General features: G+C 60.3%; 32 protein-coding genes. 17 read left to right on the top strand and 15 right to left on the bottom strand.

Translation table 11 applies throughout. The features are described 5' to 3' along the window. Positions 1 to 78 precede the first annotated feature (78 nt). A complete protein-coding gene (locus tag WG907_RS17870) occupies positions 79 to 1,914 on the bottom strand; it encodes a ParB/RepB/Spo0J family partition protein (protein ID WP_124811552.1) in 1,836 nt (611 codons plus the stop codon). A gap of 45 nt (positions 1,915 to 1,959) precedes the next feature. Next, positions 1,960 to 2,151 (bottom strand): hypothetical protein, encoded by a 192-nt coding sequence (locus tag WG907_RS17865; protein ID WP_124811553.1) that lies wholly within the window; start codon positions 2,149 to 2,151, stop codon positions 1,960 to 1,962. A 353-nt stretch (positions 2,152 to 2,504) separates the two neighbouring features. Between WG907_RS17865 and WG907_RS17860 the strand changes: the two genes are divergently transcribed. Both WG907_RS17860 and WG907_RS17855 read left to right on the top strand, forming a co-directional pair. Beyond that, the gene (locus WG907_RS17860; protein WP_124811554.1) at positions 2,505 to 3,152 is read left to right on the top strand and encodes a hypothetical protein; all 648 of its coding nucleotides are present in this window, start codon (positions 2,505 to 2,507) and stop codon (positions 3,150 to 3,152) included. Further along, complete coding sequence (locus WG907_RS17855; protein WP_340234928.1) at positions 3,149 to 4,075, top strand: hypothetical protein; 927 nt, start codon at positions 3,149 to 3,151, stop codon at positions 4,073 to 4,075. Before WG907_RS17860 ends, WG907_RS17855 begins: the two co-directional genes overlap by 4 nt. Before the next feature lie 103 nt (positions 4,076 to 4,178). On the opposite strand, the gene WG907_RS17850 is transcribed toward WG907_RS17855, so the two are convergent. The 8 genes from WG907_RS17850 to WG907_RS17815 all read right to left on the bottom strand — a co-directional run bounded on the left by WG907_RS17850 (position 4,179) and on the right by WG907_RS17815 (position 9,366). Continuing rightward, positions 4,179 to 4,466 carry a hypothetical protein gene (locus tag WG907_RS17850; RefSeq protein WP_340234926.1) on the bottom strand — a complete coding sequence of 96 codons (288 nt, stop codon included), beginning with the start codon at positions 4,464 to 4,466 and terminating at the stop codon, positions 4,179 to 4,181. Positions 4,467 to 4,520: 54 nt separating this feature from the next. Beyond that, positions 4,521 to 5,453 (bottom strand): ArdC family protein, encoded by a 933-nt coding sequence (locus tag WG907_RS17845; RefSeq protein ID WP_340234924.1) that lies wholly within the window; start codon positions 5,451 to 5,453, stop codon positions 4,521 to 4,523. 396 nt (positions 5,454 to 5,849) lie between these two features. Beyond that, positions 5,850 to 7,049 (bottom strand): Fic/DOC family protein, encoded by a 1,200-nt coding sequence (locus WG907_RS17840; RefSeq protein WP_124811437.1) that lies wholly within the window; start codon positions 7,047 to 7,049, stop codon positions 5,850 to 5,852. Between the two features lie 104 nt (positions 7,050 to 7,153). Further along, positions 7,154 to 7,411, bottom strand: coding sequence for a hypothetical protein (locus tag WG907_RS17835; RefSeq protein WP_124811436.1), 258 nt, complete (start codon positions 7,409 to 7,411; stop codon positions 7,154 to 7,156). A 108-nt stretch (positions 7,412 to 7,519) separates the two neighbouring features. Next, positions 7,520 to 7,918: a DUF3768 domain-containing protein gene (locus WG907_RS17830; RefSeq protein ID WP_223806894.1), complete on the bottom strand. Its 399-nt coding sequence runs from the start codon at positions 7,916 to 7,918 to the stop codon at positions 7,520 to 7,522. Positions 7,919 to 8,247: 329 nt separating this feature from the next. Further along, positions 8,248 to 8,646, bottom strand: a complete 399-nt coding sequence (locus WG907_RS17825) for a DUF6925 family protein (RefSeq protein WP_124811435.1) — start codon at positions 8,644 to 8,646, stop codon at positions 8,248 to 8,250. Between the two features lie 131 nt (positions 8,647 to 8,777). Beyond that, on the bottom strand, positions 8,778 to 9,005 hold the full coding sequence (locus WG907_RS17820; protein WP_124811434.1) for a GDCCVxC domain-containing (seleno)protein: 228 nt from the start codon (positions 9,003 to 9,005) through the stop codon (positions 8,778 to 8,780). After that, on the bottom strand, positions 8,998 to 9,366 hold the full coding sequence (locus tag WG907_RS17815) for a mercuric reductase (protein ID WP_124811433.1): 369 nt from the start codon (positions 9,364 to 9,366) through the stop codon (positions 8,998 to 9,000). The genes WG907_RS17820 and WG907_RS17815 overlap by 8 nt, the downstream gene beginning before the upstream one ends. A 73-nt stretch (positions 9,367 to 9,439) precedes the next feature. On the opposite strand from WG907_RS17815, the gene WG907_RS17810 reads away from it, so the two are divergent. Beyond that, complete coding sequence (locus tag WG907_RS17810) at positions 9,440 to 9,856, top strand: MerR family transcriptional regulator (RefSeq protein ID WP_124811439.1); 417 nt, start codon at positions 9,440 to 9,442, stop codon at positions 9,854 to 9,856. Between the two features lie 199 nt (positions 9,857 to 10,055). Here the strand turns inward: WG907_RS17810 and cueR are convergent, their stop codons facing one another. The 3 genes from cueR to WG907_RS17795 all read right to left on the bottom strand — a co-directional run bounded on the left by cueR (position 10,056) and on the right by WG907_RS17795 (position 13,820). After that, positions 10,056 to 10,463, bottom strand: a complete 408-nt coding sequence (gene cueR, locus WG907_RS17805) for a Cu(I)-responsive transcriptional regulator (protein ID WP_124811432.1) — start codon at positions 10,461 to 10,463, stop codon at positions 10,056 to 10,058. Then, positions 10,460 to 12,724: a heavy metal translocating P-type ATPase gene (locus WG907_RS17800; protein ID WP_255420468.1), complete on the bottom strand. Its 2,265-nt coding sequence runs from the start codon at positions 12,722 to 12,724 to the stop codon at positions 10,460 to 10,462. The genes cueR and WG907_RS17800 overlap by 4 nt, the downstream gene beginning before the upstream one ends. A 208-nt stretch (positions 12,725 to 12,932) precedes the next feature. Beyond that, positions 12,933 to 13,820 carry an NAD(P)/FAD-dependent oxidoreductase gene (locus WG907_RS17795; protein WP_124811430.1) on the bottom strand — a complete coding sequence of 296 codons (888 nt, stop codon included), beginning with the start codon at positions 13,818 to 13,820 and terminating at the stop codon, positions 12,933 to 12,935. A gap of 341 nt (positions 13,821 to 14,161) precedes the next feature. On the opposite strand from WG907_RS17795, the gene WG907_RS17790 reads away from it, so the two are divergent. Both WG907_RS17790 and WG907_RS17785 read left to right on the top strand, forming a co-directional pair. Continuing rightward, on the top strand, positions 14,162 to 14,404 hold the full coding sequence (locus tag WG907_RS17790) for a flagellar biosynthetic protein FliQ (RefSeq protein WP_340234917.1): 243 nt from the start codon (positions 14,162 to 14,164) through the stop codon (positions 14,402 to 14,404). Positions 14,405 to 14,506: 102 nt separating this feature from the next. Further along, entirely contained in the window at positions 14,507 to 15,790 is a 1,284-nt protein-coding gene (locus WG907_RS17785; protein WP_340234915.1) for a type II restriction enzyme NmeDI-related protein, read from the top strand. Positions 15,791 to 15,798: 8 nt separating this feature from the next. Here WG907_RS17785 and copD read toward each other — a convergent pair whose 3' ends face one another. Beyond that, positions 15,799 to 16,734, bottom strand: a complete 936-nt coding sequence (copD, locus tag WG907_RS17780) for a copper homeostasis membrane protein CopD (RefSeq protein WP_340234913.1) — start codon at positions 16,732 to 16,734, stop codon at positions 15,799 to 15,801. Positions 16,735 to 16,738: 4 nt separating this feature from the next. After that, positions 16,739 to 17,131 carry a copper homeostasis periplasmic binding protein CopC gene (gene copC / locus WG907_RS17775; protein WP_340234911.1) on the bottom strand — a complete coding sequence of 131 codons (393 nt, stop codon included), beginning with the start codon at positions 17,129 to 17,131 and terminating at the stop codon, positions 16,739 to 16,741. 211 nt (positions 17,132 to 17,342) lie between these two features. On the opposite strand from copC, the gene WG907_RS17770 reads away from it, so the two are divergent. The 12 genes from WG907_RS17770 (at position 17,343) to WG907_RS17715 (ending at position 25,567) form a co-directional block, all read left to right on the top strand. After that, entirely contained in the window at positions 17,343 to 17,939 is a 597-nt protein-coding gene (locus tag WG907_RS17770; RefSeq protein WP_340234909.1) for a c-type cytochrome, read from the top strand. A gap of 140 nt (positions 17,940 to 18,079) precedes the next feature. Next, positions 18,080 to 18,361, top strand: a complete 282-nt coding sequence (locus tag WG907_RS17765) for a hypothetical protein (RefSeq protein ID WP_340234907.1) — start codon at positions 18,080 to 18,082, stop codon at positions 18,359 to 18,361. Further along, positions 18,358 to 18,795 carry a periplasmic heavy metal sensor gene (locus WG907_RS17760; RefSeq protein ID WP_340234905.1) on the top strand — a complete coding sequence of 146 codons (438 nt, stop codon included), beginning with the start codon at positions 18,358 to 18,360 and terminating at the stop codon, positions 18,793 to 18,795. Before WG907_RS17765 ends, WG907_RS17760 begins: the two co-directional genes overlap by 4 nt. Further along, positions 18,792 to 19,364 carry an RNA polymerase sigma factor gene (locus tag WG907_RS17755; protein ID WP_340234904.1) on the top strand — a complete coding sequence of 191 codons (573 nt, stop codon included), beginning with the start codon at positions 18,792 to 18,794 and terminating at the stop codon, positions 19,362 to 19,364. Before WG907_RS17760 ends, WG907_RS17755 begins: the two co-directional genes overlap by 4 nt. A gap of 93 nt (positions 19,365 to 19,457) precedes the next feature. Beyond that, on the top strand, positions 19,458 to 21,353 hold the full coding sequence (locus WG907_RS17750; RefSeq protein WP_340234903.1) for a copper resistance system multicopper oxidase: 1,896 nt from the start codon (positions 19,458 to 19,460) through the stop codon (positions 21,351 to 21,353). Further along, entirely contained in the window at positions 21,350 to 22,603 is a 1,254-nt protein-coding gene (locus WG907_RS17745; protein WP_340234901.1) for a copper resistance protein B, read from the top strand. Before WG907_RS17750 ends, WG907_RS17745 begins: the two co-directional genes overlap by 4 nt. Further along, entirely contained in the window at positions 22,594 to 23,319 is a 726-nt protein-coding gene (locus WG907_RS17740) for a PepSY domain-containing protein (protein WP_340234950.1), read from the top strand. The genes WG907_RS17745 and WG907_RS17740 overlap by 10 nt, the downstream gene beginning before the upstream one ends. A 44-nt stretch (positions 23,320 to 23,363) precedes the next feature. Further along, complete coding sequence (locus WG907_RS17735; RefSeq protein WP_340234900.1) at positions 23,364 to 23,810, top strand: DUF305 domain-containing protein; 447 nt, start codon at positions 23,364 to 23,366, stop codon at positions 23,808 to 23,810. A 94-nt stretch (positions 23,811 to 23,904) separates the two neighbouring features. After that, positions 23,905 to 24,264 (top strand): DUF305 domain-containing protein, encoded by a 360-nt coding sequence (locus WG907_RS17730; protein ID WP_445326841.1) that lies wholly within the window; start codon positions 23,905 to 23,907, stop codon positions 24,262 to 24,264. Positions 24,265 to 24,321: 57 nt separating this feature from the next. After that, entirely contained in the window at positions 24,322 to 24,765 is a 444-nt protein-coding gene (locus WG907_RS17725) for a DUF411 domain-containing protein (protein WP_340234899.1), read from the top strand. Between the two features lie 46 nt (positions 24,766 to 24,811). After that, positions 24,812 to 25,171 (top strand): hypothetical protein, encoded by a 360-nt coding sequence (locus tag WG907_RS17720; RefSeq protein ID WP_340234898.1) that lies wholly within the window; start codon positions 24,812 to 24,814, stop codon positions 25,169 to 25,171. Between the two features lie 102 nt (positions 25,172 to 25,273). After that, the gene (locus WG907_RS17715; protein ID WP_340234897.1) at positions 25,274 to 25,567 is read left to right on the top strand and encodes a hypothetical protein; all 294 of its coding nucleotides are present in this window, start codon (positions 25,274 to 25,276) and stop codon (positions 25,565 to 25,567) included. Positions 25,568 to 25,583 lie beyond the last annotated feature (16 nt).

The following is a 25,583-nucleotide window of genomic DNA, read 5'->3' as shown; positions in this document are numbered from 1 at the left end:
AGCGCGCTGCCCGCCACGGGGGCATCGCGCCGGGCAGCGACCAGCAGAGCGGGGACGGCTTGCGCCGCCCCCAGCCATTCACGCCAATTCGTCTGCGTCCTCGTCGGCATCGATATTCTCTAGATCGTCGCCAGCCTCATCCTCGTCCGATTCCGGCTTATCAAATGCGCCGATCCGCATCGGTTCGGGCAACCACTTGCCGGGCAGGCGGCCCGATACATTGACGGCAAGGTCCGACTTCTTCTTGATGGTCGCGCAGTTTTCCGCACTGGCTTCGCCCACTTCATCACGCAGAAGGGTAATGAGCGAGGCGCGCTTCATGCGGTCGAACACTGCGATGGGGGCCGACCAGCGATCCGAGATATCAACCTGCGATGCTTTGGCGATCTGCTCGAACTGATGATGCCGATCCGAAGGGCAACCGCCCGAAAATACGGTGCCGTCCACCATCATCGCGACCAATCCCGCCAGCAATGTCATCTTGTCGTCGGGAGCCATGGCGCGGATCGCCTCAAACCGGCCCTCGGTCGGCAGCGCCGCAAAGCGTGTCGCCATCACCTCTTCGACAGGACGAACATCGCTCGTCGCCATCATTTCGTCAGGAACATCGGTCTTGACGGCCTCGGCCTTCAATTCAAGCGCCTGCCGGAAGCTGTAGGCACCATGAAGCAACTGACCGGATAGAGAGTCCAACAGAATATCCAGCGCCAGCGATGGATTGGCGGCAACCGCCTCCTGCACGATCTGCGTCTTGATCCGGGTCAGGTCGGCAAACAGGCTATTGGGGTAGAGAGGGGCAGGGCCGTTTGCCCCGCCGGTCGCTTTTACCGACTTTTCCGCCTTCGCCCGATAGATGCGCTCGGACACGGACCCGTCGCGAGAAATCCACAGTGCCACACCACCGACAGCCTTCTGATCGGCATTGTAGGAGCGCAACCCCTCCACAATGGTTTCCCGTTCCACGGCTAAGGACTCGATCCTGTCGCTATCCTCGCCTTCCTCTTCCGCTATTGCCTCGATCTGGGCGTCCAGTTCCGCCATCCGCGCCGCTTCCGTCTCGCTGGGTTCGCGCTCGGCAGGGTAGAGATAGCCCTTGTTGTAGAGGTCATAGGGCTGGTCGAATGTGGCCGTCACTTCCAGCCAGCCAATAGCCCGATATTCATCGGCAATGCCGTCCAGCTTGGCTTGAGCCAGTTCCTCTACGATCTCCGGCTGATCGGCATATCCGCCATCTCCCTGCGAAAACAGGTCGGGGGTGATGGTGCCGCCCTGATCGGCATAGGCATCGCGACCGATGAACAGAAACGCGCCGCTCTGGGTCGTCAATTTCTCCTGCGTAAGCATGGAACGGATGCTGTGGGCTTGGCCGTTCGACGCTTTGAAAACGCGAAGCTGCTCGGCGTGATCGTCGGAGAGGGTGAGCGCCTTTGCCGCCTCAAGGGTAAGCTGGTCTTTGGCGAGGATATCGATCAGCTTCGGATTGAGCGCGGAAAGCCGCAGCATCTTGGAGACATAGCTTTCCGCATAACCGAACCGGCCTGCGATCTCGGACGCGGACAAGCCGACATCGCGCAGCGACGCAAAGGCGCGGATACTGTCAGCAGGGTGCATATTCTCACGCGCACTATTTTCGGCAAGCGACAGTTCAATCGCCTCCTCCTTGGTCCGCACCTCGACGGGGAAAAGATCGTTGTTGGTGATCTTCTTGCGCTTCACCATCACTTTGAGGGCACGATAGCGCCGCCCGCCTGCGAACACCCAGAACAGTTCATCTTCCTCATAGGCGACGAGGTTCTGCAACATGCCGTGCGCGGTAATATCGTCGGCCATGGACTCGATGGCGGAAGGCTTCACCCGGCGCGCATTGAGCGGGGAAAGGCGAAGCTGCGACAGCTTGATGTCGATGATAGCCATGATGTGATCTCCTGAAAATCCGTGTCTTGGTGGGGAAGGGGAGGGTCAGCCCTCCAAGGTCGCCAGTTCATCGAACTCGGCTGATGCGCGCTGCGCGGAGTCTCCGGCATAGATCGCGCCGGTACGGGGATAGAAGAACACCCGTTCCCCCTTCTTGTAGGGGGTGCCGCCCACGCCCAGCCCATCGGCTTTCGCGCGCTTCCAATAGGGATCGCCCCGATATCGTTTGTAACTCATTGCCTACTCCTTTCCGGCTGCAAGCCGCTGCCTGCGGCATGCGGCTCTGCCTCTCCGGCGAGGAGCGGGATGGGGAGGGAGGGCAAAAATCGACCGCTGGCGCGGGCGGGCCGCCTAGTCAGGTCGACGCCCGCAGGGCGTCGGGCACCTGGGTTGGCGGACTACACGGGCGGTCTATTTTTGTTCGGGAACGAAAGGGCAGCAGCCCTTGGTGTTCCCCGCCTCAATGGCCTTCCGGGGGAAGGACTGCGGGGCCAGACCGAATGACGCCTATGTCCAGAGCGCCGGTGAAATGTTACCCAGCGTGCTGCACACAGGGGCCGGAATATGGCATCAGGGGAAACGACAAGATAATGGCAACCGCCGATGAAATGGCGATGCTTGGCGTCTATCAGCGATTGATGGTGGAAGCGAAAGAGCGCGCCATGAGTATCAATGCCCTGACTGGCGACCAGCGAGGTATTCCTTCTCCATTGGTGCATGAATATGGCATCCTGCAGATACGTATGCTGTGCGAGATTATTAGACTTTCATGTCTCGTTGCTCATGGCGATTTGGTCGCGAAGGCTAAGCCAGATCTCCGTAAGGCATTCGCTCCCGGTCAAATATTCGCTGAGCTAGAGAAAATGCACGATGACTTTTACCCTGTGCCAATGAAGCCGGAAAAAACCGAATATGGTTGGCACATGGCTGAGTATGACGGTGCGGCTTATATGACAAAGAGTGAGGTAGCCGGGGTTTGGGGCAAATGTGGTGATGTGCTGCACCGGGGCCATCTCAAGAAACTGCTGAAAACGAACAGCCCAGTGCAAAATCATTTCCTGGATCTGCAACAGTGGGGGCAAAAGATCATGAATCTTCTCAGCGCTCACCGGATCATCACGCAGAGCCGAAATCTGGCGTTCGTGTGCTTGCTTGAGGACAGTAATGGTGAGGTCAATGTCGCGCTGGGGGAAGCGGGGAGGGAGCCGGACCCCGGCTTGACTGGTAATGCGGCATGAGTGCCAGAGGCATACGGATCGTTATCGACAGCAATCGGATGCAAAGTGATGAGTTGCGAGCATTTCTGTCAATGTCTCCCAATAACAAGGCAGTTCTGACCGACTATGCGGCGATGGAGGCCTTTCAAGGCAACACGCTGGTATCGATCCAGGCATCTTGGTCTGTGCTGCGTGATTTTCCAAAACAGATACTGGCCTTAAAGGGGACGAGGGCTGCGGCCAAAGTCGATCCTTGCTCAGCGGGCATCGCTGATCGGCTTGTCGAAAAGAGCGAAACCAAGGCAATTTCGGACTTCTCGCGGGTACTAGATAACGCGGCCAAGGGCGATATCATCGCCCAGCGACAGCTTCTGCAACGCGGAAAGTGGGCAAATGACCATATGGCCGGGATGCTGGCCAAGGCCGGGGACATGCACCTCTCCATCGCTGAGTTCTGTGCGGTGTTTACGGATGTAGAATTGCAGCGGCTGCGACGTAAGGAGCCATGGAAGGCCGAAACCGCCGCCAAATTTTTCGATCTGGTTGCGCATCTCACGGAAATATCGTTCGCCGCCCACCCAGATAAGCTGCGATGGCCGAAAGGCCGTCACCTACTTAACCATTTCCTCTATCGGCATACGCTCGCCTACTGTGTGTACATGACTCGATTGGTCATCAAGGGCGCAGTCACGCGCAAAGCCAGCCTCGCGCGAAACGATGCGGTTGACGTGATCTTTGCGAGCTTGGCCACATATTTCAACGGCTTCATGTCGGCAGATTCCCAGGCGGCGACGGTCCACCATATTACCAGCTTTTTGCTATCTGAAGCAGGAGCGCGGGTGCCGGAAGACTATATGGAACGCTATGCTGTAGAAATAGAAAACCATATGGAAGCTGAAGGCATGGAAGACCGGGCAGGCCTTGTTTCGCCCTTTTCTTTATAGGAAGCTGCTTTCAGCCCTCCGTATCAAGGCGGCCGAAAGGCCGCCCCGCGATTTTTAGAACGCGCACTCTCGATCTTTGCATTGAGAATTGGACAACGCCCCGTCACTCGACGGGGCGCGCGTCGCCATGGATGATCTGGAAGCCAGCCTTCACAAGCTCATCGCATAGTGCGCGCTGGCGCTCCGCTCGCTCCCCCTTGCGCGCGATGTATGAGCAACGTCCAAAATGGAACTCGAAGCCTGCCCGCTTCACGCATCCCCGGAATCGCCGCCGCACGAGCGCGCTCCAGTCATGGGTGCCGGCATAGTTGCGGAAGGCGGTTACGGCAAAGACCGATCCGTAATTTTCATCACGCCAATCAAGGCTGATCTGGGGAGACAGCTTGGCCATGCTATATGTCCTGATGATGGGAATGGGGGAGGGCGGCGATGCCGCCCTCGATGCTCAGGCTGCGCGCTGCGCCGGGGCGGCCTCGGCAGCGGCAAGGATGAAATCGCTCGCCGCCTGCGCTGCCGTCGCCGCCTGAAAGATGGCGCGCTTGTCGCCGCGCAGCACGGTAAGCCAGCTTGCGAGATAGGCGGCATGATCCTCGCGCTCGCTTGGTTCCATGCCAAGGGCTGCACACAGGAAGGCCGCGCCGATCTCCGCGCAAAGTTCTTCCTTCGCCCGAATGGCAGTGCTGGTCCCGTATTTATGCAGGGTTTCGCGATCCAAGCGATCCCGATGGCCGGTGCTGTGGACAGCCTCATGGGCAAGGGTCGCATAGAAGGCGTTGCCGCTGGTGAACCTGTCGAAACGCGGCATGGTGATGCTGTCGGACGCGGGAGAATAGAAAGCGCCGCCGTCCTTTTCGATGATCGCCACGCCATAGGCCCGAAACAGGGCATCAAGCTGTTGATCGCGCTGATCCCGGTTCTGGATTACCGGCTGCGGCGTGGGATATTGGCCATCGGGCAATCCCTCGATCTGCTCGACATTGAAAACGGTGTACCGCTTGAGGAATGAAATGCGCCGCTCGCTGTCGTCCTCGACGGCCTGCCCGTTCTCGTCCTTCCGGCTGATCGAACCGGCATAGACGATCCGGGTGCCTCGCTCTCCCTTCCTGACATTTGCGCCAAGTTCCAGCGCCTGCTTGAAAGTCATCCAATAGGGGTTGGCATATCCGCGCGCCATGCTCTGCGCCCACAACAGCAGGATGTTGATGCCCTGATAGTTCTTCCCGCAAGAGCGCAGCGGAAAGCTGGCGGCCGCGCTCGCCCAGCTCGGCGACCATGGGCGCATCCCCTGTTCCAGCATCTCGATGATCTGATCCGTGACGTCCTGATAGATATCCGCACGCTCGACATTGCTGCGGGTCGCTTTGCTGTTCCGTGCCATGTGGTTTCCCTTCCTGATCTGGAGCCGAAGGCGATGGCGCCATCGACTTCTGCCCACTGGCGAAGTCGGGGGGGTTGAACCGGCAATGTCAGGGCTGGTTGGCAGGGAGGGGGATCGCCCAGCTTGCACAAGCGAAGCGCGGAAAGATGGGGATACGCTGCCAACCACCAAGCGAGCGCAGCGAGACGGTCCAGCCCTTGCCGGGAAGGGGGGAGGCCGCCCCCCTTGGCGTGAAGAGAAGAATGGCCGCCCGCGGCCGCATCATGTGCGAGGATCGTCACCCGAATGGGACGAAACCGTGCAGCGGGTTCGGTCGAGCGCAGCGAGATAGAGCCGTGCCGCCAGGCCGCACCCAAAAACCGCTTCTGCTATACTATCGCGCGCTGCCGATCGGCATCATCGTCCTCGGCTTTTATCCGGGGCAGGGGGCTTGGACCTATCTTGCGTGGGCAGGGTCAGACCGTCTTCAAAGGGCCTGCCGGCACGAATATTCGCGGCAATGGATGTGCGCGCCGCGTCGATCGTGCCCTCCATCAAACGGGGGCCATCGCCACGCTGACGCGAGACCGCCTGCACCTGGTCCACAATCGCTTGCGCGCCGGCAAGATGGGGATCGGATCGATTTTGCTCGGCCGCATTTTTAAGGAACAGGTCGGCAAGCCGGTCATGGGCTGGCGATTGGCCCGGTGGCAGCACGGGCCGCTCCAAAGAACGAACCGCACGTTGCACCTGGGCGGGCTGCTGGGCATTGATCCGCGTCGCCAAGGCCGCTCCGATCTCGCGCACACGCTGCAAGGGGGTCTGCTTGTCGGAAATCACCGCATCGACATCCCTCTGCCCGAGATAGATGAGCAAATGGGACTGATAAACCGGCCCTTTGGCATGGCGCATATAGGCCAATTCCATACGCGCAGCGGCGATCTGGCTTGCTGGCGCACTATCCTTCACCAATTTTTGCAAGCGATCGGCCGCCTCGGTCCTTGCCGCGGGCAAATAGCGCTCCAGCTCGCTTCGCGCCTTGTCCAATGACAGGCGATAGCGTTGCCCGGTCGGCGGATCGCGCGGGGGCAGGAACGCCATGCCTCCCGGCCCTGTGCGAGGCGTGACGGGTTCATCCCGTTCATGCGCGGCGGCGGCCAGGACTGCGCTCAAGGGACGATGATCGCCGGTGGTGAAACCATGGCGCGACGCATCCATCCACATTTGCCTGTCGATGCTGGCGATCCGGAGGGAGTGGCCAGCATCGCGCGCAACCTGCGCCGCATGATGTCGCATCGTGCGTCCATTGCCCTCGCGGAAGGGATGGACGGCGTTCAGTTCGTTGAGATGATGCCCCAGACGATCGTAAAATTCTTCACGGGGCAGCCCCTTGAGATGGCTTTGGCTCGCCAAATCCTTGAACACCGCAGCCAGAGCATTGGCCACATAGGGGGCGTGGGCGAACAGGCTTCCCCCTTTGCCGATATTGACGGTTCGGTCTTCACCCGCCCAGTCATAGAGATCTTGGAAGAGATGCTTGTGCAACGCCCTGTAGCCATCGGCATCAAGCGGAAAGGCCATGCGCGCGGCTTCTCGGCCGCGCGCATGGGTCAGCATGCGTTCCGCTTGATTTAGCGATCCGTCGTCTGTCAGCCCCAGCCTGTTCCTGAGCGTGGCCGTGCCAGGATACAGATAAGGGTCTTGGTCGGTGCCCACTGACGTTAAGCGGGCGGTTCGGCAGGGCCATTCTGCACAAGGCCCTGGACGATCTTGGACACGAGAGCGGGCGGAACCGCCTCCTCCAGCAGCATATCGAAAAGCTCTGCCTCGTTCGGAGCAAGAGCCATGTCCTCGATGGCGAGATTGGCGCGGGAGTCCGCGTCATCCTGCCGCCATTGCTCGACCTCATCGGGAGTGCCTCGGACATAATCCATGGCGCGGACCTGCGCCCGAACGGCTTCAATATCGAACTGCATCATGGTGTATTTCATCGCCACCAACATAGTCCAGAATGGAGCGAAAAGACAATGAATCGCTGCGCTCCCGGCGTTGCGATCCGCCGCCTCGCACAGCGAGGCGGCGTCCGATCAATATTCTTCGGCCAGCATGATGGTCAGCACCCGTGTCGTTTGATCGCTATCCCAAGGGGCCTCGCTCCCGAACTCCAACTGCTTGTCATAACAGTCGATTTTCCAGAACGCCGTCTCGCTGATGGATTTCTCGTCCGCTGGCCGAGCTTGCACCCAATCTCCCGAACGGAGCCGATAGATTGCTCCGAAATCATGCTCCCCATGCGGATCATTGCCTTCGTGAAAATGGTCGAAAGCCAACATTACCTGCATGGCGGCATGACGATCATGATCCTCCAGCGCAGCAAAGCCGATAGTCATGTTGGCCCGGCACGCTACGCCGGGGTTCTGGCGCGCCATATCGTTGAGCAGCCGAACGCGATCGGTCTTCTCCGCATCGGTCAATTCCATGGACATGATGTGATCCTCCTAGTCAGCAGGCCGAAAGGCCACGGCCTCACGGCCCTGCCGTTCCGGCGAGGAACGGGTTGGGGAGGGGGAGCAAAAATCGACCGCCGGCGCGGGCGAGCCGGTTAGCCTGGTCGGCACCCGCAGGGGGACGGGCACCGGGATTAGCGGATTACACGGGCGGCCTATTTTTGTTCGGGAACGAAAGGGCAGCGCCCTTGGCGTTCCCCGCTATTTCCTAACCGAGCCGTTACACGATAAAGCGCGGAGGCAATCGCCTACCGCCTATAAAGTGGTTGAGGCCAAAGATCGGTCGGGCAATTTCGTTACTCAGGGGCCTAACAGTTTCTGTCAGGGATCAATGCGCAGGGTAGTGAGTCACCCAAAGCGTTTCGCCACGACGATCGCGGATGGAGGCTGAGAGCCGATTGCATCGCCTCCGGGATCGAGACGTTGGAGGAATGCGGTCGGTCTTTCACGACGAGCTTGGCGACAAGATGGGTATGTGGGCCGATGGGGGACTTGCCGTCAGCGGTCGGGATTGGGTGATAGACCTCGACACGACCAGCAGGCGAAAGCAAGACGCGGCGCGGCTGCGCGCGCAACACCTCCGTCATCACACCATCCGCATCGAGAAGCTCAAGCTCGCGCAGGATGGAGGCAAGTTTGCCGATGCTCCAGCCATTGGCAGGGTCGGCCGCCAAATCCGCCAGCAGATCGAAGCTTACTTCGTTCATGGAATGGCACGCCATGGCAGCACGAAGGCCAGATCCTCATGGGAGCCATAATGGCCAATGACCGTGTAATGGCGTGCAAGCCCTTCCGGCGATAGTATTTCCTGCGGCGGGCCGTCCCCGACCACCGGAAACTAGCTGCAACAGCCTGCTCCCTTGCCTTCGATCTGGATCGGTGGACAAGGAACGGTTCCATACGAACAGAATACGCAACAATCGCCGGGTTTGGGCCGGAGCACGGCGTTGCAGCCCGAACAATCATAGAAAAACTGGCAGGCGTTCGTTGGCATCTGCTCGGTCTTCACCGTGCCGCACTCTGGACAAGTGATCGTCGACCTTAGTTCCGGGGTGATGTCAGACATAGGCATAGCCCAGCCAGAGCAGCGCGGCACCGATCAGCAGGCCGGTAAGCGTGATGAGGCGCGTGGCGAGAGAGGTGCATGGGCCGCCCGGTGCGCAGCGGGCAGCGACGGCTTGCTGACGTACGAGAAGTACGGCGCCTGCAACCAGGCATAAGGCGCCTATCCCGAGCAGCGGCGCCCGATAGGGGAGCGCGGTCATAGCGATTCCGGCGAGCCATGCCGATCCGATGCCAACGGAAGCCAGCAGCATCGGCAGGGCGCAGCACGCTGCGACGCCGAAACCGGCTGCGATCCCGCCGAGAGTGAGAGACGCGGTTCCCAATCCCTTCGGCGAAGGGGGGCTGGGAGAAGGTTCAGACATGGCGACTCCTTGAGAGCTGTTCGATCTTGTCCTAGCGTCTGTAGCGACTACAGACTCAAGCAGTATTTTGATGATGACGGTATCGCGCACCACCATCCCGATTGGCGAACTTTCGCAGCGCACGGGCTGCAACATCGAGACGATCCGCTATTATGAGCGCATCGGCCTGCTTCCGGTGCCGCTGCGTCGTGGTCGATATCGCGCCTATGGACCGTCGGATGTGCGGCGCCTGTCGTTCGTGCGACGTGCGCGCGAACTGGGTTTCCCAATCGACTCGGTGCGGGCGCTGCTGGCGCTTGCCGACGGTGGCGCTGCCTCGTGTGCGCAGGTGCGTGATCTGGCGAGCGAGCATCTACGGGATGTCCGCGTGAAAATTGCCGACCTCCGCCGCATGGAGCAAGTGCTCGGCGACACCGTTGAAGCCTGCGAGGCGGACGACACTGTGAGCTGTCCCTTGCTGGAGACGCTTTGCGCATCGGAAGCGCCGTGAATCCTGAGGTTGTCCGATCCGGTCAGGCAATCGATTGTGATGCCAGGTCGTTTCCGGCGTCGCACTTGGCAGCCGCGGACCTGCGCTCGGAATAGCGATCGACAAGCTGTTCCGCGTGGCCGCGCGTCAGCACGGTGACCCGCGAAGTTGGCAGGATGCGCGCTGCACGAGTGAGTGGGCATGCTGCGCTCACAGCGATCTACTGGTTTGTGAGATCAGCTCGGGATGCCAGACGGGCGAGTATCGGACATTCGGGCCGCTCATTGCCGTGGCAAGCTTTAGCCAGGTCCAGCAATGCATCGCGCATTGCGTTAAGCGCATCCGCCTTCCGGCCGAGGTCTGCGGCCCGCGATTCGGCCAGCGCCTTAACCTCCGCGCTTGCGCGACCACGATCGGACCAGAGACCAAGTAGCACCCGGATTTCTTCGATCGGAAAACCAAGGTCGCGGGCATTGGCGATGAAACGCAGTACATGCACGTCCGGGTCCGAATAGTCCCGATAGCCGCCATCGCGCCGCGGTGGCGGTGGGATAAGTCCGATCTTCTCATAGTGCCGGATCATCCGCTGCGAGACGCCACTCACTGCAGATGCGCCACCGATGTTCACAGTGCCACCCGGTTAAGGCGCAGCGCATTGGTGACGACGCTGACGGACGAGAGGGCCATCGCTGCTGCGGCGATAATGGGCGACAGAAGAATGCCAAACACCGGGTAGAGCAAACCTGCGGCGATCGGGACGCCTGCGGCATTGTAGATGAAGGCAAAGAAGAGGTTCTGGCGGATATTGGCCATCGTCGCCTCGCTCAGCCGTCGTGCGCGCAATATCCCATTGAGATCGCCTTTGAGCAGCGTCACGCCTGCGCTTTCGATGGCGACGTCCGTTCCCGAACCCATTGCGATGCCGACGTCGGCCGCCGCGAGCGCTGGCGCATCGTTCACTCCATCGCCCGCCATTGCAACCACGCGGCCTTCGCGCTGCAAGCGCAGAACGACTGCGCTTTTTTGATCCGGGAGAACTTCGGCTTCAACCGCGTCGATACCCAGTTTACGAGCCACTGCTTGAGCTGTCGTTCGATTGTCGCCGGTCAGCATGACGACGCTGATGCCTTCCTTTCGCAGCGCCGCCAGCGCTTCAGCAGTTGTTGCCTTGATAGGATCTGCAATTGCGAGAATTCCTGCGACGCGGCCATCGACCGCCGCGAAGATTGCAGTGGCGCCGTCCGCCCGCATGTCATCTGCCTGCGTGGCTGCTGTCGATACATCGATGCCATTCTCGTTTAGATAAGCTCCAGCACCCAAGAATATGCGCTTGCCACCGACGGTGCCGACAGCGCCTTTGCCCGTGGGCGAGTCGAAATCCGAAACTTCAGGAATGTCGAGCTGGCGGAGCTTGGCCGCCGCGACGATCGCAAGCGCCAAGGGATGTTCGGATGCCCGTTCGACGGCAGCGGCCAACCGAAGAATATCATCCTCCGAAAAGCCGTCCACCGCCACGATGGCGGTCACAGAAGGGCGACCCTCGGTCAGGGTGCCGGTCTTGTCGACGACGATCGTATCGACCTTCTCCATTCGCTCGAGCGCCTCGGCATTCTTGATCAGGACGCCAAGCCCAGCGCCGCGCCCGATACCGACCATGATCGACATTGGGGTCGCGAGCCCCAACGCGCAGGGGCAAGCAATAATCAATACCGCAACCGCCGCAACGAGGCCGTGTGCCAATCGCGGCTCTGGACCCCAGATTGCCCAACTCGCGAAGGAGAGCAGAGCGATGCCGAGCACGGCGGGTACGAACCAGCCAGCGACCTTGTCAGCCATTCGCTGGATAGGAGCGCGCGATCGCTGTGCATCGGCGACCATTTGAACGATCCGCGCCAGCATTGTATCGCGGCCGACCTTGTCGGCGCGCACGATGAGCGATCCCGTCTGGTTTACCGTTCCAGCAACGACATTGGCGGCCACGGTTTTTGTCACCGGCATGGATTCGCCCGTCACCATCGACTCATCGATGGACGAGCGCCCCTCCTCGACGATGGCATCTACGGGTACTTTTTCGCCGGGGCGGACCCGGAGTCGGTCGCCGACAGCGATCAGGTCGATCGCGACTTCTTCGTCATTCCCGTCCGCCATAATCCTGCGCGCGGTCTTGGGAGCGAGATTGAGGAGAGCCTTAATCGCGCCCGAGGTACGCTCGCGAGCGCGCAACTCAAGAACCTGGCCCAGGAGCACAAGGACGGTGATCACGGCAGCCGCCTCGAAATAGATCGCGACCGTGCCGTCCATCATCCGAAATGCTGCAGGAAATATGCCCGGGGCGAGTGTCGCCACCACGCTATAAGCCCAGGCCACGCCCGTCCCCATCGCGATCAAGGTGAACATGTTGAGGTTGCGCGTCCGGACAGAGGCCCAACCGCGCTCGAAAAATGGCCAGCCCGCCCAGATCACGACCGGGGTTGCCAAAGCGAACTGGAGCCAGCCCGATATGCGCTCGGAAATGAGGCCGTGCAGCGCCGGGAACAGGTGTCCGCCCATTTCCAGCACGAAGATGGGCACCGTAAGCGCCAAAGCGATCCAAAACCTGCGAGACATATCGAGCAGTTCAGCGCTTGGCCCGGTGTCTGCGGTTACAACCTCGGGCTCGAGGGCCATGCCGCAGATCGGGCATGGGCCGGGATGATCCTGACGGATCTGCGGGTGCATGGGGCAGGTCCAGATGGCGCCGGGTTGAGCCGCCGCAGCGCTCTCATTACTGCCGGACAAATAGCGCTCGGGGTCGGCGGCGAACTTGGCCCGGCATCCCGCACTACAAAAATAATATTCCCTTCCCCCATGCGAGACATGATGAGAGGTGACAGCCGGATCGACCGTCATGCCGCACACCGGATCCTTGGCCGTCTTCGAGCCTGTGGTGGCACCGTGCTTGCCCGCGCAGCAGCTATGCGCACCAGATTTGCTCTCAGGAATCGGATCAGTCACGGCTCGTCTCCTTTTCGACGAAAGACAATCTGGGGCCTGACATCATGTCAGGGTCAACCCCCGCTTCTCATATTTTTTGCATGCGCGCCCCCCGTCTCCCGGGTCATCCAGACAATCGATTGTGAATGGCAGTCGCCGCCTTGGCCGCCTGACCCGCCGCTACTGCGATTTGGTCCAGGCCTTCGACCATGTCGCCGGCGGCAAACATACCGCTGATCGTCGTTTGCTGATGCTCATCGACGACGATGCACCCTGACGGGGCCAATTCGGCACCGGCCATCCGCGCCAGTTCCGAGTGGGCGGAGGTTCCAAGAGCAACATATAGGGTGTCGAATTGGAGCGATCGGCCATCGGCTAAATGGGCGAGAAGGAATTCTCCATCAATCGAAAAATCTCGAACCGGGGCCCGTTCGACGGCAATACCGCCTCGAGCCAGATCTGCCGCCTCGGCTACCGACAATTGCGAACTGTCTTGCGCGAGCAAGGTCACGGTGTCGCTGTAGTGGCGAACGAAGAGAGCTTCGGCCGCACCATGGTCGGAGCAGCCCAACACGGCCACTCGCTTGCCGCGGACCTCATAGCCGTCGCAAATCGGGCAATAGCGTATCAATCCTCGGGCGACGCCTCGATCATGCGTTTCCTGCGCTATTCGCGGTCGATAATTTTTCACACCTTGGGCAAGCAATATCGTGCGGGTCTTGACGGCCTCGATACCCGTGGTGACCAGAAATCCCGTCCGGGCCAGTACAATCCCATTGGCTAAACCATTGGAGAGCTTCGCGCCGTACCGCGTTGCATGCTGGCGCATCCGCGACAGCAGGTCGCTGCCCGATATGCCATCTGGGAATCCGATCAGGTTGTGCGTTGCCGGGATGGAGGACGCGCGGCCATCGCCCGCATCGATGATTAGCGTGCAACGCAGAAACCGGCCCAGATAGGTGGCGGCCGTTAGGCCTGCAGGGCCGCCGCCTATGATAACGCAGTCGTACATGCATGCCTTCCGCTGACGTTGATCGTCATTGCTATTACGCGGCACGCGGCACCTGCCCTCGAAAGCAGGCGCTTCCCTGAAGAAAATGCAGGTGGCCGCGAGGGGTACGAGCCGCCGATGCGTAGTTCAGATGTAGCCCATCAACTGACAGGATGGACAAATGAGGTGCCCACGGGTCGCAGCGTGGCGCGGGGGCGAGTGGGCGTGGAGAAGACGGATCGGTAGCAAAGATCGCGCTCCACGCCACTCGCCCCGCAAGGATCGCTAGGCGCACGTCCTGGCGCCGCGACCCCGTCACCGGGGGAGGCGAATTGGAGACCTACAGTCCTTTTTCGGTTTCGATGGGCCAGGCACTCTGGGTCATCATGCTCATCGCCGGGCCTCCGCTCATTTTGATGCTGGTGGTTGGGCTCGTTATTTCAATGGTCCAGGCCGCGACATCGATCAACGAGCAGACGGTAAGCTTTGTCCCGAAGCTTCTAGCGTTCATCCTGTTTCTTGCCATCTACGGGGCGACAGTTGGCGATATCCTGATCGACTATACCCGCGACCTGTTGATGCATATTCCGGATGACATACGATGATCGCAGGCCTTTTATTAGGCCGGGCGGCTCCCGCAAAATCTGGTGGTCCGCGAAATGGAGTGCTAGCGTTGGAGGAGATTGGGGCAAAGCGGGGAGCAGGGTTTGGCAGACTTTGAATTGCTGGCGCGGCAACTGATCCAGCGATGGAAGGAAGACCCGAACGCTACCTATCAGAGCTGGTTTCTCTGGGACGAGCGCATCAAGAATTTCCGCTCGATCCGACGGGGTCTCGCCCAGGTGGTCGCTGAAATCGAAGCAGGGAGGTTCGGCGTCGCCTATCGCGGATCGTCGCTTGAAACGGTCGTTCATTCGGTCGCCGAACAACGGCAGATATTCAAAGGCGCGGATCATGCGTTTCTCTGGAAGCCAAAATTGCGCATCCCTGACATCTACGAAAACCCGGCGAACCAGCGCGCTTTTGGCCGGCTGCTCGATCATTGTGCCTGCTGTGACACCGCTGAAGAAATTATCGCTGGTATCCACACCATTGATCGTTTGAACATCAAGGGGCTCGGGCCTGCGGTCGCCAATCTCCTCTATTTCCTGCATCCCACGTTGGTGCCCCCGTTCAACACCGCGATCGTTAGCGGCTATAACAAGTTGACGGGCGGAAAGGTGAAGCTGGGTAGCTGGCAGCATTTTCTCGCGATGCGGTCGGGCGTTCTCGACCTGAATGAGCGGTTCCGCGATTTGCTGTCCAACGATCTTGGTGCCATTGGTGGCCTGCTGTTCGACATCGGTTCGGGACGCTATCCAGCCCCGCCGTGTGATGAGGAAGACCAGACGGTAGGATCGTGGGCGGCACGTCTCGAACAGGCCAGGGCCGAAGCGCAAACGCTCAACAAGGCCCTTCAGAAACAGGGGGAGAGCGATCGAACCCATTCGGAAATCCAGGCGTGGCTCCGCGATATGGGCCGTGCGTTGGGCTACGATATCTGGATAGCATCCAACGATCGGGGGCGACTTCACGATGGCGTGCGCTTGGGGGACGGGTGTCTTGAGAGCCTGCCAGCTTCAATTTCAACATCGACCGGCGCAGATGCCATCCGCCTTATCGATGTGCTTTGGCTCGAGCGAGGCGGCGACCGTGTCGCAGCGGCCTTCGAAGTCGAGCATTCGACGTCGATTTATTCGGGGATCGTCCGGATGCTCGACCTTGCCTTGAGCGGGAGCGAACTGCACGCCACAGCCGGACTGTTCCTTGTGGCGCCCGATGCGCGGGAGAGCGAAGTGCGAGCACAGCTCGCGCGGCCCGCATTCAGCCGTATCGCAGATCTTAAGATTGCCTATCTTCCCTATGGCGAGCTCGAGCGCCACAGAGAAGCGATTTCCCGGTTCGGTTCGGGCCTGAAAGCAATCAAGGCCATATCGCGTGCTTTGCTGTAAGGCCGATGCTACATCCCCGAGGCAGGGGGCGCCAATAATCCCAGCCATGCAACAAGCGCGAGAATTGTGAGCGCACAGCCACTTTCGACAATGAGACTGCGGCGAAGTGACCCTATCGCCGACGATATGTCCCCGGTTTCGATCGCAGTCGCGAGGGCAGGGGTGAGGAAGAAGCGGTTAGCGGCGGCCAGGAACAGCATTACGCCAAACAGCACCAGTTTCGCTGCCAGCAACACACCGTAGAGGCTCGTAAAAAGCGATCCCAGATTGGACGGTCCGACCAAGATCCAACTGTTGATGAAGCCTGACAGGATGAGCAGACCAACAACGATCGATCCTACCTTCGCGAAGCCATCCAGCGCCCGGTGAGACAGGTGGATATGATCCATCCCCATGCGGGCCGCTGAGCGAAAAATGAGCAGGCACAGGGCAGATAGTGCTCCAATCCATATGCCTGCGGCCAACAGATGGGTGATGTCGGCGCCAAGATGGATCCATCCCCGCATTCCTTCATCGGCCGCGCCGTGACCCGTCCAGGCCAAAGTCGCGAGAGCGATCGCTGCCGTCACTGAAACCGACCAGAGGGCGAATGCGGGACGTCGCCACCCGACAATGGAAAAGTACAGGACCAGTGAGAGTGCTGCCACCCGAACTTGCCAGACGGTGCCGATCGCGGTGCCCGATATCAAAAGATTGACAGTGGCGCGGTCAACTTGATCGATCGCCACACCGCCCATCGAGGCCGCCAAGGCAATCATGCCCAAGATCGATAATCCGATGCCGGCAAGTGCGATCGTCGCCAGGACCGAACGAAAGCGCAGGACCGAGCCGGATGCTCGCTCGGTCCCGCGTAACGTATAAAGGCCGAACATCGGCAACCCGAAAAGCAGCATAAGATCGAGATAAAGCCCTAACCTGACCGAAATCGTTATGATGTCCGGCACCCTCTTACTGGACCTTGAAGGTATAGCTGCCCTGAATGCGATGGGTGTCGGTTGAGACGACGTGATAGTCGACCTTGTAGGTTCCAACCGGCAATGGCTTGGCAAGCGTGGCTATGAGTGTCTTGCCATCTGCGGCCACGGTCGTCTTGACACCGTTCATCTTCATCGGCCCCATCTTCATCCCGGGCATCTCCGTCATCGTGAGGTCGATCCCGGAAAATTGCGCGACAAGGGCTTCCGAAAATACGAGCTGAATTCTGGTCGGAGCGGCGATGACGGCGTTGGCTGCCGGCGTTGCGCTACTGAGCTTGGGGTGTGCCTGGACGGCGGTAGCGGCGAAGACAGACGCCGCCATGGCGACGGCAAAAGCTGTTTTACGAAACATCGATTTCTCCATGGGCGGCGATACTGCCGACAAAGCGATTTACGCACCGCGCATCGTGAGCCCTCATCCGACGGGCAAGATTTCTTCGATATCGGGGTGCCAACTGGTTTGCGCCGCAGACCTGCGCGGCGAATGAGGGATGAAAGCTCGCCGCGCGTATGATCCAAATGGATGGGTGCGACATCACCGATCGACCAAGGGCTTTTCGGCTAGGGAGGACGCGATGGAAGATTCAAGGAAGGCATGGCTTCGGAAGCATTTTCCGAGCGGCCCGTTCATCGCGGTCGCGGCGCTGATCGGTAGCGCGCTTGCCGGTATCGCTGTGTATGTCGGTGCCTATGACATCGGGGCTGATGCGCCGCACACCAAACCGGTCTATTGGCTGATAGAGCAGCTACGTGATCGTTCGATCGCCGTCCGGTCTCGCGACGTGAATGTTCCGGCCAACCTCATGGATGTAAAACGACTGCAGAGCGGTGCGGGACTCTACACCGAGATGTGCAGCGGCTGCCATCTCGCACCGGGTCTGGAAAAGTCTGAAATCAGCCAAGGCCTTTATCCGAAGGCTCCAGAGCTTTTCCGGGAGTCGCAAAGATCGGCAAAGGAACAATTCTGGATCATCAAGCACGGAATTAAGCTAACCGCGATGCCGGCTTGGGGTAAAACGCATAGCGACGAATTGATCTGGGACATGGTGGCTTTCGTGCGGCAACTGCCCAAGATGACACCGGCGCAATATCAGGTGGCTATCGCCAGTGCGCCCGAAGACCATGACGCGATGATGAAGGATATGCCTGGCATGAAAAAGATGATGCCGTGACAATGTGTCCGCCTGCCGACAGGTAATCCTTCAGCCAGACCGACCGCTCGGGTGCGATATGTCTAAAGGCCGATCGAGCGATCGGCGAAGGGAGCGGCCCCGTGCCAGCGCGCTGAACAGATAGAGATTGGGATTTCGCGATGAAGACAGACTTGGATGGGCTTTTGACCCGCTTGCGCAATGAACCGGAACATCCGGGCCTGATCGGTCTGGAAGAGGCCGTGTTCAGGCGTATTGCCGCATTGCCCCAGGTTTCGACCGGTTCTCAACTCAGGCTCGGCGCGGTCGCGGCTTTCGGTGCGGTGCTTCTCGGTATCGCCAGCAACGGATTCACGCCGCCTGCTGAGGCATCGATTACGCTTTCACCGTTCGCTCCCTCCAATCCGCTTGCCCCCTCTACGCTGCTGGTAGGCCCTCAATGAAGGCGAAATTGCTTATTCTGGTTGCGATCGTCGCCTTTGTCGCAGCCGTTGCGGGCGTGTTCCTCGGCCGTCACTTCTTCCCCCAGCCCAAGGCAGCCGGTATCGAACTCCACGACGTGTTGCATAGCAAGCTCGACCTGGACGACCGTCAGAAGGCTCAGATCGAACTGCTTGAGCAACGCTTTGCCGTGCGCCGCCGCGCGCTGGAGCTCGAACTGAGAGCGGACAACGCGCGTCTCGCGGCCGCGATCGAAGCCGAACATGGCAACGGACCGGGTGTCACGGCGGCCGTTGATCAGTCGCATCAAGCGATGGGCGAGCTGCAGAAGGAAACGCTTGGCCATATCTTCGCCATGCGCCAGATCTTGCGCCCTGATCAGGCCAAGACCTTCGATCAGGCGGTGGTACATGCGCTCACCGACGATGCACGGTGAGTCTGGATCTTCAGGCGTGCTCGGACGGTGAACTTGCGACGCTGACGCTCGCGGGTCGGCAAGCGGCCTTTGCGGAAATAATGCATCGACACCAAACCGCTATATTCCGCCTGATTCGCGGTATGATTGGCAATGCCGAAGACTCGCTGGACCTTACCCAGGACTGTTTCGTCTCGGCGTTCGGCCATTTACGGAAATATGATGGCGCCCGGCCGCTGCGTGCATGGTTGTCGCGGATCGCGATCAACAAGTGCCGTGACTGGCGTCGCCGTCAGAAGGTGCGGCAGCTCTTTACGTTCAGCTCAACGACGTACGTCGACGAAATCGAACAGGTGCCGGACGAGGCACCTTCGGCCCATGCAAGCACTGCGTCGAAATTGGAACTTAAGCAATTGGCCGCCGCGATCAGCACGTTGCCCGCGTCGTTGCGAGAGGTTCTGCTGCTCCGTACTGTTGAAGGGCTAAGTCAGTCGGAAACCGCCACAGCGCTTTCAATTAGTGGAAAGGCCGTTGAAACGCGCCTGTACCGTGCCCGGGCGCGCCTCGCGGAAATCTTGGACGAGGAATGAGGGGTGCGCCACGCTGGCGCGTAAGGAGAGAGAGATATCGCGCTCGAGCGTCTTTGCGGACCCAGAGTGCTGCACGTTGAACAAGGAGATATTATGCCCCCGGTATTGAACCGCCGCGACCTTTTCCGCGGTGCCGCATTGACCGGCGGTGGTCTGGCACTGTCGGCTTGGATGCCGGCATGGGCTCAGCCCGTTTCGGCCGGGATCGTGAAGCCGCTCCCGACCGTCACCGGCAACGATATCACGCTCAAAATCGCTCATCAGATGATGATGATCGACGGCCGGGCAAGCCACGCCATTGGCATCAACGGTACAGTCCCCGCGCCCCTGATCCGGTTGCGCCAGGGCCAGACGGCGCGCCTGTCGGTAATCAACGATCTCGACGAAGACAGCTCGATTCACTGGCATGGCCTACTCGTACCATTCCAGTTTGATGGCGTGCCCGGGATCAGCTTTCCCGGCATCAAGCCCAAGTCGACCTTCGTCTATGAGTTCCCCATCGTTCAGGCCGGAACCTACTGGTATCATAGCCATTCGGGGTTGCAGGAGCAGATGGGTCATTATGGGCCGATCGTCATCGATCCGGAAGGCGAGGACCCGATCCACTCCGATCGCGAGCATGTCATAGTGCTTTCCGACCACAGTCAGATGCACCCGCACGCCATTTTCCGGAAGCTCAAGCAGGTCGGCGGGGGCTATTTCAACTACCAGCGTCAGACGCTTGCCGGGCTCCTGGCCGGGAAGGATCAACCGCTCAAGGAACGCCTGGACTGGGGCAATATGCGGATGGACCCCACCGACGTCTCCGATGTCACCGGTTCAACCTACACCTACCTTGTAAATGGGCATGGTCCCCAGGACAATTGGACCGCGCTTTTCCGGCCGGGCGAGCGGGTTCGACTGCGTTTCGTCAATGCCTCAGCGATGACGACATTCAATGTCCGAATTCCCGGCCTCAAACTTACGGTCGTTCAGGCCGACGGTCTCAATGTAAGGCCGGTCGAGGTTGATGAGTTCCAGATCGCGGTGGCCGAGACCTATGATGTCATCGTCACTCCCACTGATGATCGCGCCTATACGCTGGTCGGCGAATCCGTCGACCGGTCGGGCATGGCCCGCGCAACCCTGGCTCCGCGCGAAGGCATGGCAGCCGAAGTACCTGCGCTTCGCAAACGTCCCCTCGCCAATATGAAAGACATGGGCATGGGGGATATGGACATGGGCGGCATGCAAGGCATGGACCATGGAGCGATGGGTCACGACATGTCGGCAACCGGGGCGGCCGCGGGCGGTATAGCTGGAATGGACATGGGATCCGGCGCCTCGATGCCGGCAATGGACAAGCCGGCAGGCGGTTCGATGGCGAACATGCCTGGAATGGGTCCGCCTGCCGGCGACGCGATGGGCGGGATGGCGATGGGCGGAATGGGCGGCATGAATATGCGCGACGCCAGCAAAGCCCCGCAGGTCAAGATGGGACCTGGCGTGCAGACAATTTCGCCGATGCCGATGGACCGCACGGGAGAGCCCGGGCAGGGCCTCGAAGATGTGGGGCACCGTGTCCTTGTTTACCGCGATCTCATGGCGGTGGATCGCAATCCCGACGTGCGGGCACCCGACCGGGCGATGGAGATTCACCTCACCGGAAATATGGAACGCTATATGTGGTCATTCGACGGGGTTAAGCTCAGCGACAAACGCGAGCCAATCCCCTTCCTCGAGAATGAACGTGTGCGTGTCACGCTGGTGAACGACACGATGATGTCGCACCCGATCCATCTCCACGGGCATTTTTTCGAGTTGGTGACAGGGCACGGCGAGTATTCGCCGCGCAAGCATACGGTTAATGTCGCGCCCGGAGGCAAGGTAAGCTTCGATGTCACCGCCGATGCGATCGGCGACTGGGCCTTCCACTGCCATATGCTCTATCACATGCATGCCGGGATGATGCGTGTCGTCTCTGTCCGGCCTCGGGGAGAAGCAGCATGAAGTTGCTCCTTCTCCTGATCAGCGCGGCGCCGCTTGCTCTTGCAGCACCGGCCGGCGCGCAATCGATGCAAAATATGCCCGGCATGAACATGCCAGCGGCACAGCCGGCAGCGAAGAAAAAGCCAGCGGCCAGGCCGGCAAGTCAGGCCAAGCGCACAACGGCCGCGAGGCCGGCTGCCAGATCCGCGCCCGCCAAGCGTAGGGCACCAGCTGCTAAACCCAAGCCCGCTGCGCAAGATATGTCGGGAATGGGCGATATGCCCGGAATGGACATGCCGGCCAGCAAGACGCCCCCGGCGGCCGATGCCCATGCCGGCCATGATATGTCGAGTATGCCTGGCATGGCTATGCCTGAGCCTGCAGGCGCTGCGACGGGTCACGCTATGCCGGGCATGAATATGCCTGCGGGAGCAAGCGGTCAGCCGATGGAGCATGACATGCCGTCGATGCCCGGGATGGCGATGGACGGGCAGATGACGGCTCATGGGGCGGGGGGCACGAGCCTTGCACCGGGCAACGGGCCGGCGCCATTGCCGCCGAGCGATCATTATGCTGATCGGATCTACCAGAACGGCGCGATGGCCGATTCACGCTCTATGCTGCAGAACGAACATGGCGGCAGCTCATTCTCGATGATCCTGTTCAACCTGGCCGAATATCAGGTCCGAAATGGCCGCGACGGCTATCGTTGGGATGGCGAGGCGTGGTTCGGCAAAGATCTCGATCGGCTTGTGATCAAGACCGAGGGCGAGGGGGCTCTTCGCGAAGGGGTCGATAGTGCCGAAGTCCAGGCACTCTACAGCCGCGCGCTCGATCCCTACTGGAACGTGCAGGCCGGCGTCCGGTATGACATCAAACCCAATCCCTCCCGCACGTACGCAACGATCGGCATCGAGGGGGTCGCGCCTTACTGGTTCGAAATCGAAGCAGCCCTATTTTTGTCGAACAAGGGTGACGTCCTGGGGCGGGTCGAGGGCTATTATGACCAGCGCATCACGCAACGCCTGATCCTTCAACCCCGTATCGAACTGAACCTTGCGGCCCAGGATGTGCCCGAAACCCGGATCGGATCAGGGCTCTCGAACGCCGAGCTGGGGTTGCGCCTGCGCTATGAAATCCGACGTGAGTTCGCGCCCTATATCGGCGTTTCGTACGATCGAAAGCTGGGACAGACCGCAGACTATGCGCGGGCGGATGGGAAGGACGTCAAGGCGACGAGCTTCGTCATTGGCGTGCGGACCTGGTTCTGAGAAGCACCCGGCTTCGGGTCCACCTTGGGGTTAGCCGCGTCCACCGCTGGCTCGCCCTGATCATCGGTGTGCAATTATTGCTGTGGTTTTCCAGCGGCCTGGTCATGAGCGTGCTGCCGATCGACCGGGTTCGCGGTGAACATCTCGTGGAGCGGCTATCACCCTCGACGCTTGATAAAGCTCGTCCGCGTGCACCGCTCGATCTCGTGTTGCGCGAGGCGGCCAAGCCCGTGCGTGAAGTTCGATATCGATTGCTTCTCGGACGCGAGGTTGCCGAGGTCGAGCTGGCTGATGGCACTGTGGTACTGCACGACGCCAAGACAGCGCAATCCATTCCACCTCTGAGCGCCGCTATGGCCCGCGCGGTTGGGGTGCAGGCCTACCGTGGGACGTCGCCGCCACCGAGCGTGCGCGCCGTTTTGGCGGCGAGCACTGAATATAAGGGGACGCTGCCGGCATGGCGGGTCGATTTCCCGGATCGCGCCGCGACCCGCATCTATGTCGCGCAAAACAGCGGTCGGATCGTTGCCGTCAGGAACGGAACTTGGCGTCTCTATGACTTCTTCTGGGGTCTCCACATCATGGATTGGAAAAACCATGAGGATTTCAACACGCCCTGGCTCATCGGTTTTGCCGGTGGAGGGCTCGCGCTGGCGATCGCGGGATCGGTTCTTTTGTATTTCCGCTGGCCGCGAAAGCGTCGCCGGACGGGTTAATGAGTCGTGGAGAGTAACTTGGCGGGGGCCAAAGGAGACGACTAATGATGAAAAACGCGTATGCGAGCCTCGCCCTGCAGACCCTTGTCGGTGGGATCATCATGTATTTGGTGATGTTCGTCATGATCGACAGTCTGGGGAGCTTCTACAACAACCTCAACATGGTCTACATGACGCTGATGATGGTCGCGCCGATGGTGGTCCTGATGATCCTCGCCATGGGCCATATGTTTCCGTCGAAGACCGCAAATGCGGTCCTGTTGATCGGTTCGGTTGCGATATTTGCCGGATCATTCGCGCTCATTCGTACGCAAACGACGATCGGCGATACGGCATTCCTGCGTTCGATGATTCCACATCATTCCGGGGCAATCCTCATGTGCCGTGAAGCGTCATTGAAAGATCCGGAGATCGTCCGGCTGTGCGGCGGCATCGAGGAATCCCAGCGGCGCGAGATTGATGAGATGAAGGCCATTCTGGCCCGCAAGTAGGTTTCGCAATCCCGTTCTCGGAAATTTGTACGGCCTGGCGAGGGCAATGGCGCGCTCACGCGTATTAACAATGCGGGGCGATGAGGAGAGAATTGTGAAGAAATTAGTCGCCGCCATGATCGTCGGAACGTTGGCCACGCCCGCGCTCGCGCAAATGCAGGGCATGGATCATTCCAAGATGGACATGGGCCAGATGATGAACCCCACGCCAGCCAACCCGTATCCGCCGGCCGAGATGGAGATGCATCAGAAGATGACGTCCGCCATAGGCGGTGATGCGACGGAAACCTGGGTTCGCAAGATGATCGAGCATCATCGCGGCGCAATTGCGATGTCACGCATCGTCTTGCGCGACACGAGGGACGCTCGGGTTCGGACTATGGCGAACAAGGCGATTACCGAGCAGACCCGAGAAGTAGGCGAGCTTCAGGGCTTGGTTGAGTGCTCATCGTAAGCGCGCGCAGTAAAGCTTTTCCCCCGCCAAAGGGCGGGGGAAACACAGAAGGGTTATATGACACTCAAAGTCGCTCTTGCTGCGCTCGCCGCGACCCTATCCGTCGGTAGCACTGCGGCGGTGCCGATTGTCATGCACCGCGATCCGGGCTGCGGGTGCTGCGAGCAGTGGGCCGCACAGGTCCGCCAACAATTCGGCCGACATGTGGCCATCGTCGATGATCGGCAACGCAGCGCCTTTCAGCGCATCCAAGGCGTGCCGCCTCGCTTGTCCTCATGCCATACCGCCGTCGTCGATGGCCTGGCCTTCGAGGGTCATGTTCCGATCGCCGACATGAAACGGCTGCTGGCGCAACGCCCGCGTGGCATACGAGGACTAGCCGTGGTCGGCATGCCCATTGGTTCGCTTGGCATGGAAATTCCTGGCCAGAAGGCGCAACCATATAACGTCATTGCTTTCGGTCCAACCGGCCAGACCGTATTCGCGCGGCACGGTGGGTGACCATGTCATTGCTCTTTCGTTCCGACGGGCGTAAGAAATTTCGGCTGTGAAACGTGTACTGCACCTTCTCCTCCTGCTGGGAGCTCTGACCGGTTTGCTCGGCCAGGAAGCTGCTTTTGCGTCGGGTCCGCCTGCGATGTCCGCGCCAATGGCGATGTCCGGGATGTCCGAAGACTGCATGAAGATGATGGCGCAGCAACAACAGCCTGCGCAGAAACCCTGCAAGGGCATGACCCTCGCCTGCATCGCCGCGATGGGCTGCGTTATTCCCATGGCTGTGCGCAATGACGCACCGGTGCTTGCGGCGCGTGAGGCGAATCCGACGCTGGCGTTCTGGCCGACCACCACTGTCCTCCGCGGCAGTAATCTTACTCCAGAACCGGAACCACCGACTCTCCTTGGCTGATCGAACCCGGCCGTCTGGCTGACAGGATCGTTGCGCCTATCGCGCACCCAAACATCCTGTCGACCTGCGGCTACCACGATGTTTTGCCAAAGGATTACAGTCATGAAAAACCGTGTTTTCTATGCCTTGCTCGGCGTAGCCCTTGCCGCACCTGTCGCCGCATTCGCCAGCCAGCCCGACCACAGCCAACAGTCTGGCCACTATGAGTGGAAGTCGGTTCCGCAATACGGTCCGCGCGCCACGGGACCGGCCCAGCGGCGCGTCTGGGTGCCTGATGCCACGCAAGTGGCGGCTTGCGACTGCGACATGATGAAGATGAGCAGCACGGCGGCTGCTGATTGCATGAAGCAGATGCACAGCATGGCACAGCCTTCGTCGACCCCTTCGGCCGGCTAGGCACAGGTTCTGGCCG

Origin of the sequence: Sphingobium fluminis, assembly GCF_037723805.1 — a bacterium.
In the GTDB taxonomy this organism is placed as follows: domain Bacteria; phylum Pseudomonadota; class Alphaproteobacteria; order Sphingomonadales; family Sphingomonadaceae; genus Sphingobium.
Note: the sequence above shows the minus strand (reverse complement) of the source record. Positions and strands in the feature narration are given on the sequence as shown.

Coding starts and splice junctions, on each gene's coding strand:
- WG907_RS17760 (WP_340234905.1), top strand. CDS start 18,358: ATGAAGGCGAAATTGCTTATTCTGGTTGCGATCGTCGCCTTTGTCGCA.
- WG907_RS17835 (WP_124811436.1), bottom strand. CDS start 7,411: ATGATGCAGTTCGATATTGAAGCCGTTCGGGCGCAGGTCCGCGCCATG.
- copC (WP_340234911.1), bottom strand. CDS start 17,131: ATGGAGAAATCGATGTTTCGTAAAACAGCTTTTGCCGTCGCCATGGCG.
- WG907_RS17825 (WP_124811435.1), bottom strand. CDS start 8,646: ATGAACGAAGTAAGCTTCGATCTGCTGGCGGATTTGGCGGCCGACCCT.
- WG907_RS17800 (WP_255420468.1), bottom strand. CDS start 12,724: ATGACGGTCGATCCGGCTGTCACCTCTCATCATGTCTCGCATGGGGGA.
- WG907_RS17790 (WP_340234917.1), top strand. CDS start 14,162: ATGGGCCAGGCACTCTGGGTCATCATGCTCATCGCCGGGCCTCCGCTC.
- WG907_RS17735 (WP_340234900.1), top strand. CDS start 23,364: ATGATGAAAAACGCGTATGCGAGCCTCGCCCTGCAGACCCTTGTCGGT.
- WG907_RS17850 (WP_340234926.1), bottom strand. CDS start 4,466: ATGGCCAAGCTGTCTCCCCAGATCAGCCTTGATTGGCGTGATGAAAAT.
- WG907_RS17770 (WP_340234909.1), top strand. CDS start 17,343: ATGGAAGATTCAAGGAAGGCATGGCTTCGGAAGCATTTTCCGAGCGGC.
- WG907_RS17860 (WP_124811554.1), top strand. CDS start 2,505: ATGGCAACCGCCGATGAAATGGCGATGCTTGGCGTCTATCAGCGATTG.
- WG907_RS17820 (WP_124811434.1), bottom strand. CDS start 9,005: ATGTCTGACATCACCCCGGAACTAAGGTCGACGATCACTTGTCCAGAG.
- WG907_RS17855 (WP_340234928.1), top strand. CDS start 3,149: ATGAGTGCCAGAGGCATACGGATCGTTATCGACAGCAATCGGATGCAA.
- WG907_RS17715 (WP_340234897.1), top strand. CDS start 25,274: ATGAAAAACCGTGTTTTCTATGCCTTGCTCGGCGTAGCCCTTGCCGCA.
- WG907_RS17845 (WP_340234924.1), bottom strand. CDS start 5,453: ATGGCACGGAACAGCAAAGCGACCCGCAGCAATGTCGAGCGTGCGGAT.
- WG907_RS17765 (WP_340234907.1), top strand. CDS start 18,080: ATGAAGACAGACTTGGATGGGCTTTTGACCCGCTTGCGCAATGAACCG.
- WG907_RS17815 (WP_124811433.1), bottom strand. CDS start 9,366: ATGTCTGAACCTTCTCCCAGCCCCCCTTCGCCGAAGGGATTGGGAACC.
- WG907_RS17865 (WP_124811553.1), bottom strand. CDS start 2,151: ATGAGTTACAAACGATATCGGGGCGATCCCTATTGGAAGCGCGCGAAA.
- WG907_RS17830 (WP_223806894.1), bottom strand. CDS start 7,918: ATGTCCATGGAATTGACCGATGCGGAGAAGACCGATCGCGTTCGGCTG.
- WG907_RS17745 (WP_340234901.1), top strand. CDS start 21,350: ATGAAGTTGCTCCTTCTCCTGATCAGCGCGGCGCCGCTTGCTCTTGCA.
- WG907_RS17795 (WP_124811430.1), bottom strand. CDS start 13,820: ATGTACGACTGCGTTATCATAGGCGGCGGCCCTGCAGGCCTAACGGCC.
- WG907_RS17725 (WP_340234899.1), top strand. CDS start 24,322: ATGACACTCAAAGTCGCTCTTGCTGCGCTCGCCGCGACCCTATCCGTC.
- WG907_RS17870 (WP_124811552.1), bottom strand. CDS start 1,914: ATGGCTATCATCGACATCAAGCTGTCGCAGCTTCGCCTTTCCCCGCTC.
- WG907_RS17810 (WP_124811439.1), top strand. CDS start 9,440: ATGACGGTATCGCGCACCACCATCCCGATTGGCGAACTTTCGCAGCGC.
- WG907_RS17750 (WP_340234903.1), top strand. CDS start 19,458: ATGCCCCCGGTATTGAACCGCCGCGACCTTTTCCGCGGTGCCGCATTG.
- WG907_RS17840 (WP_124811437.1), bottom strand. CDS start 7,049: ATGCTGACCCATGCGCGCGGCCGAGAAGCCGCGCGCATGGCCTTTCCG.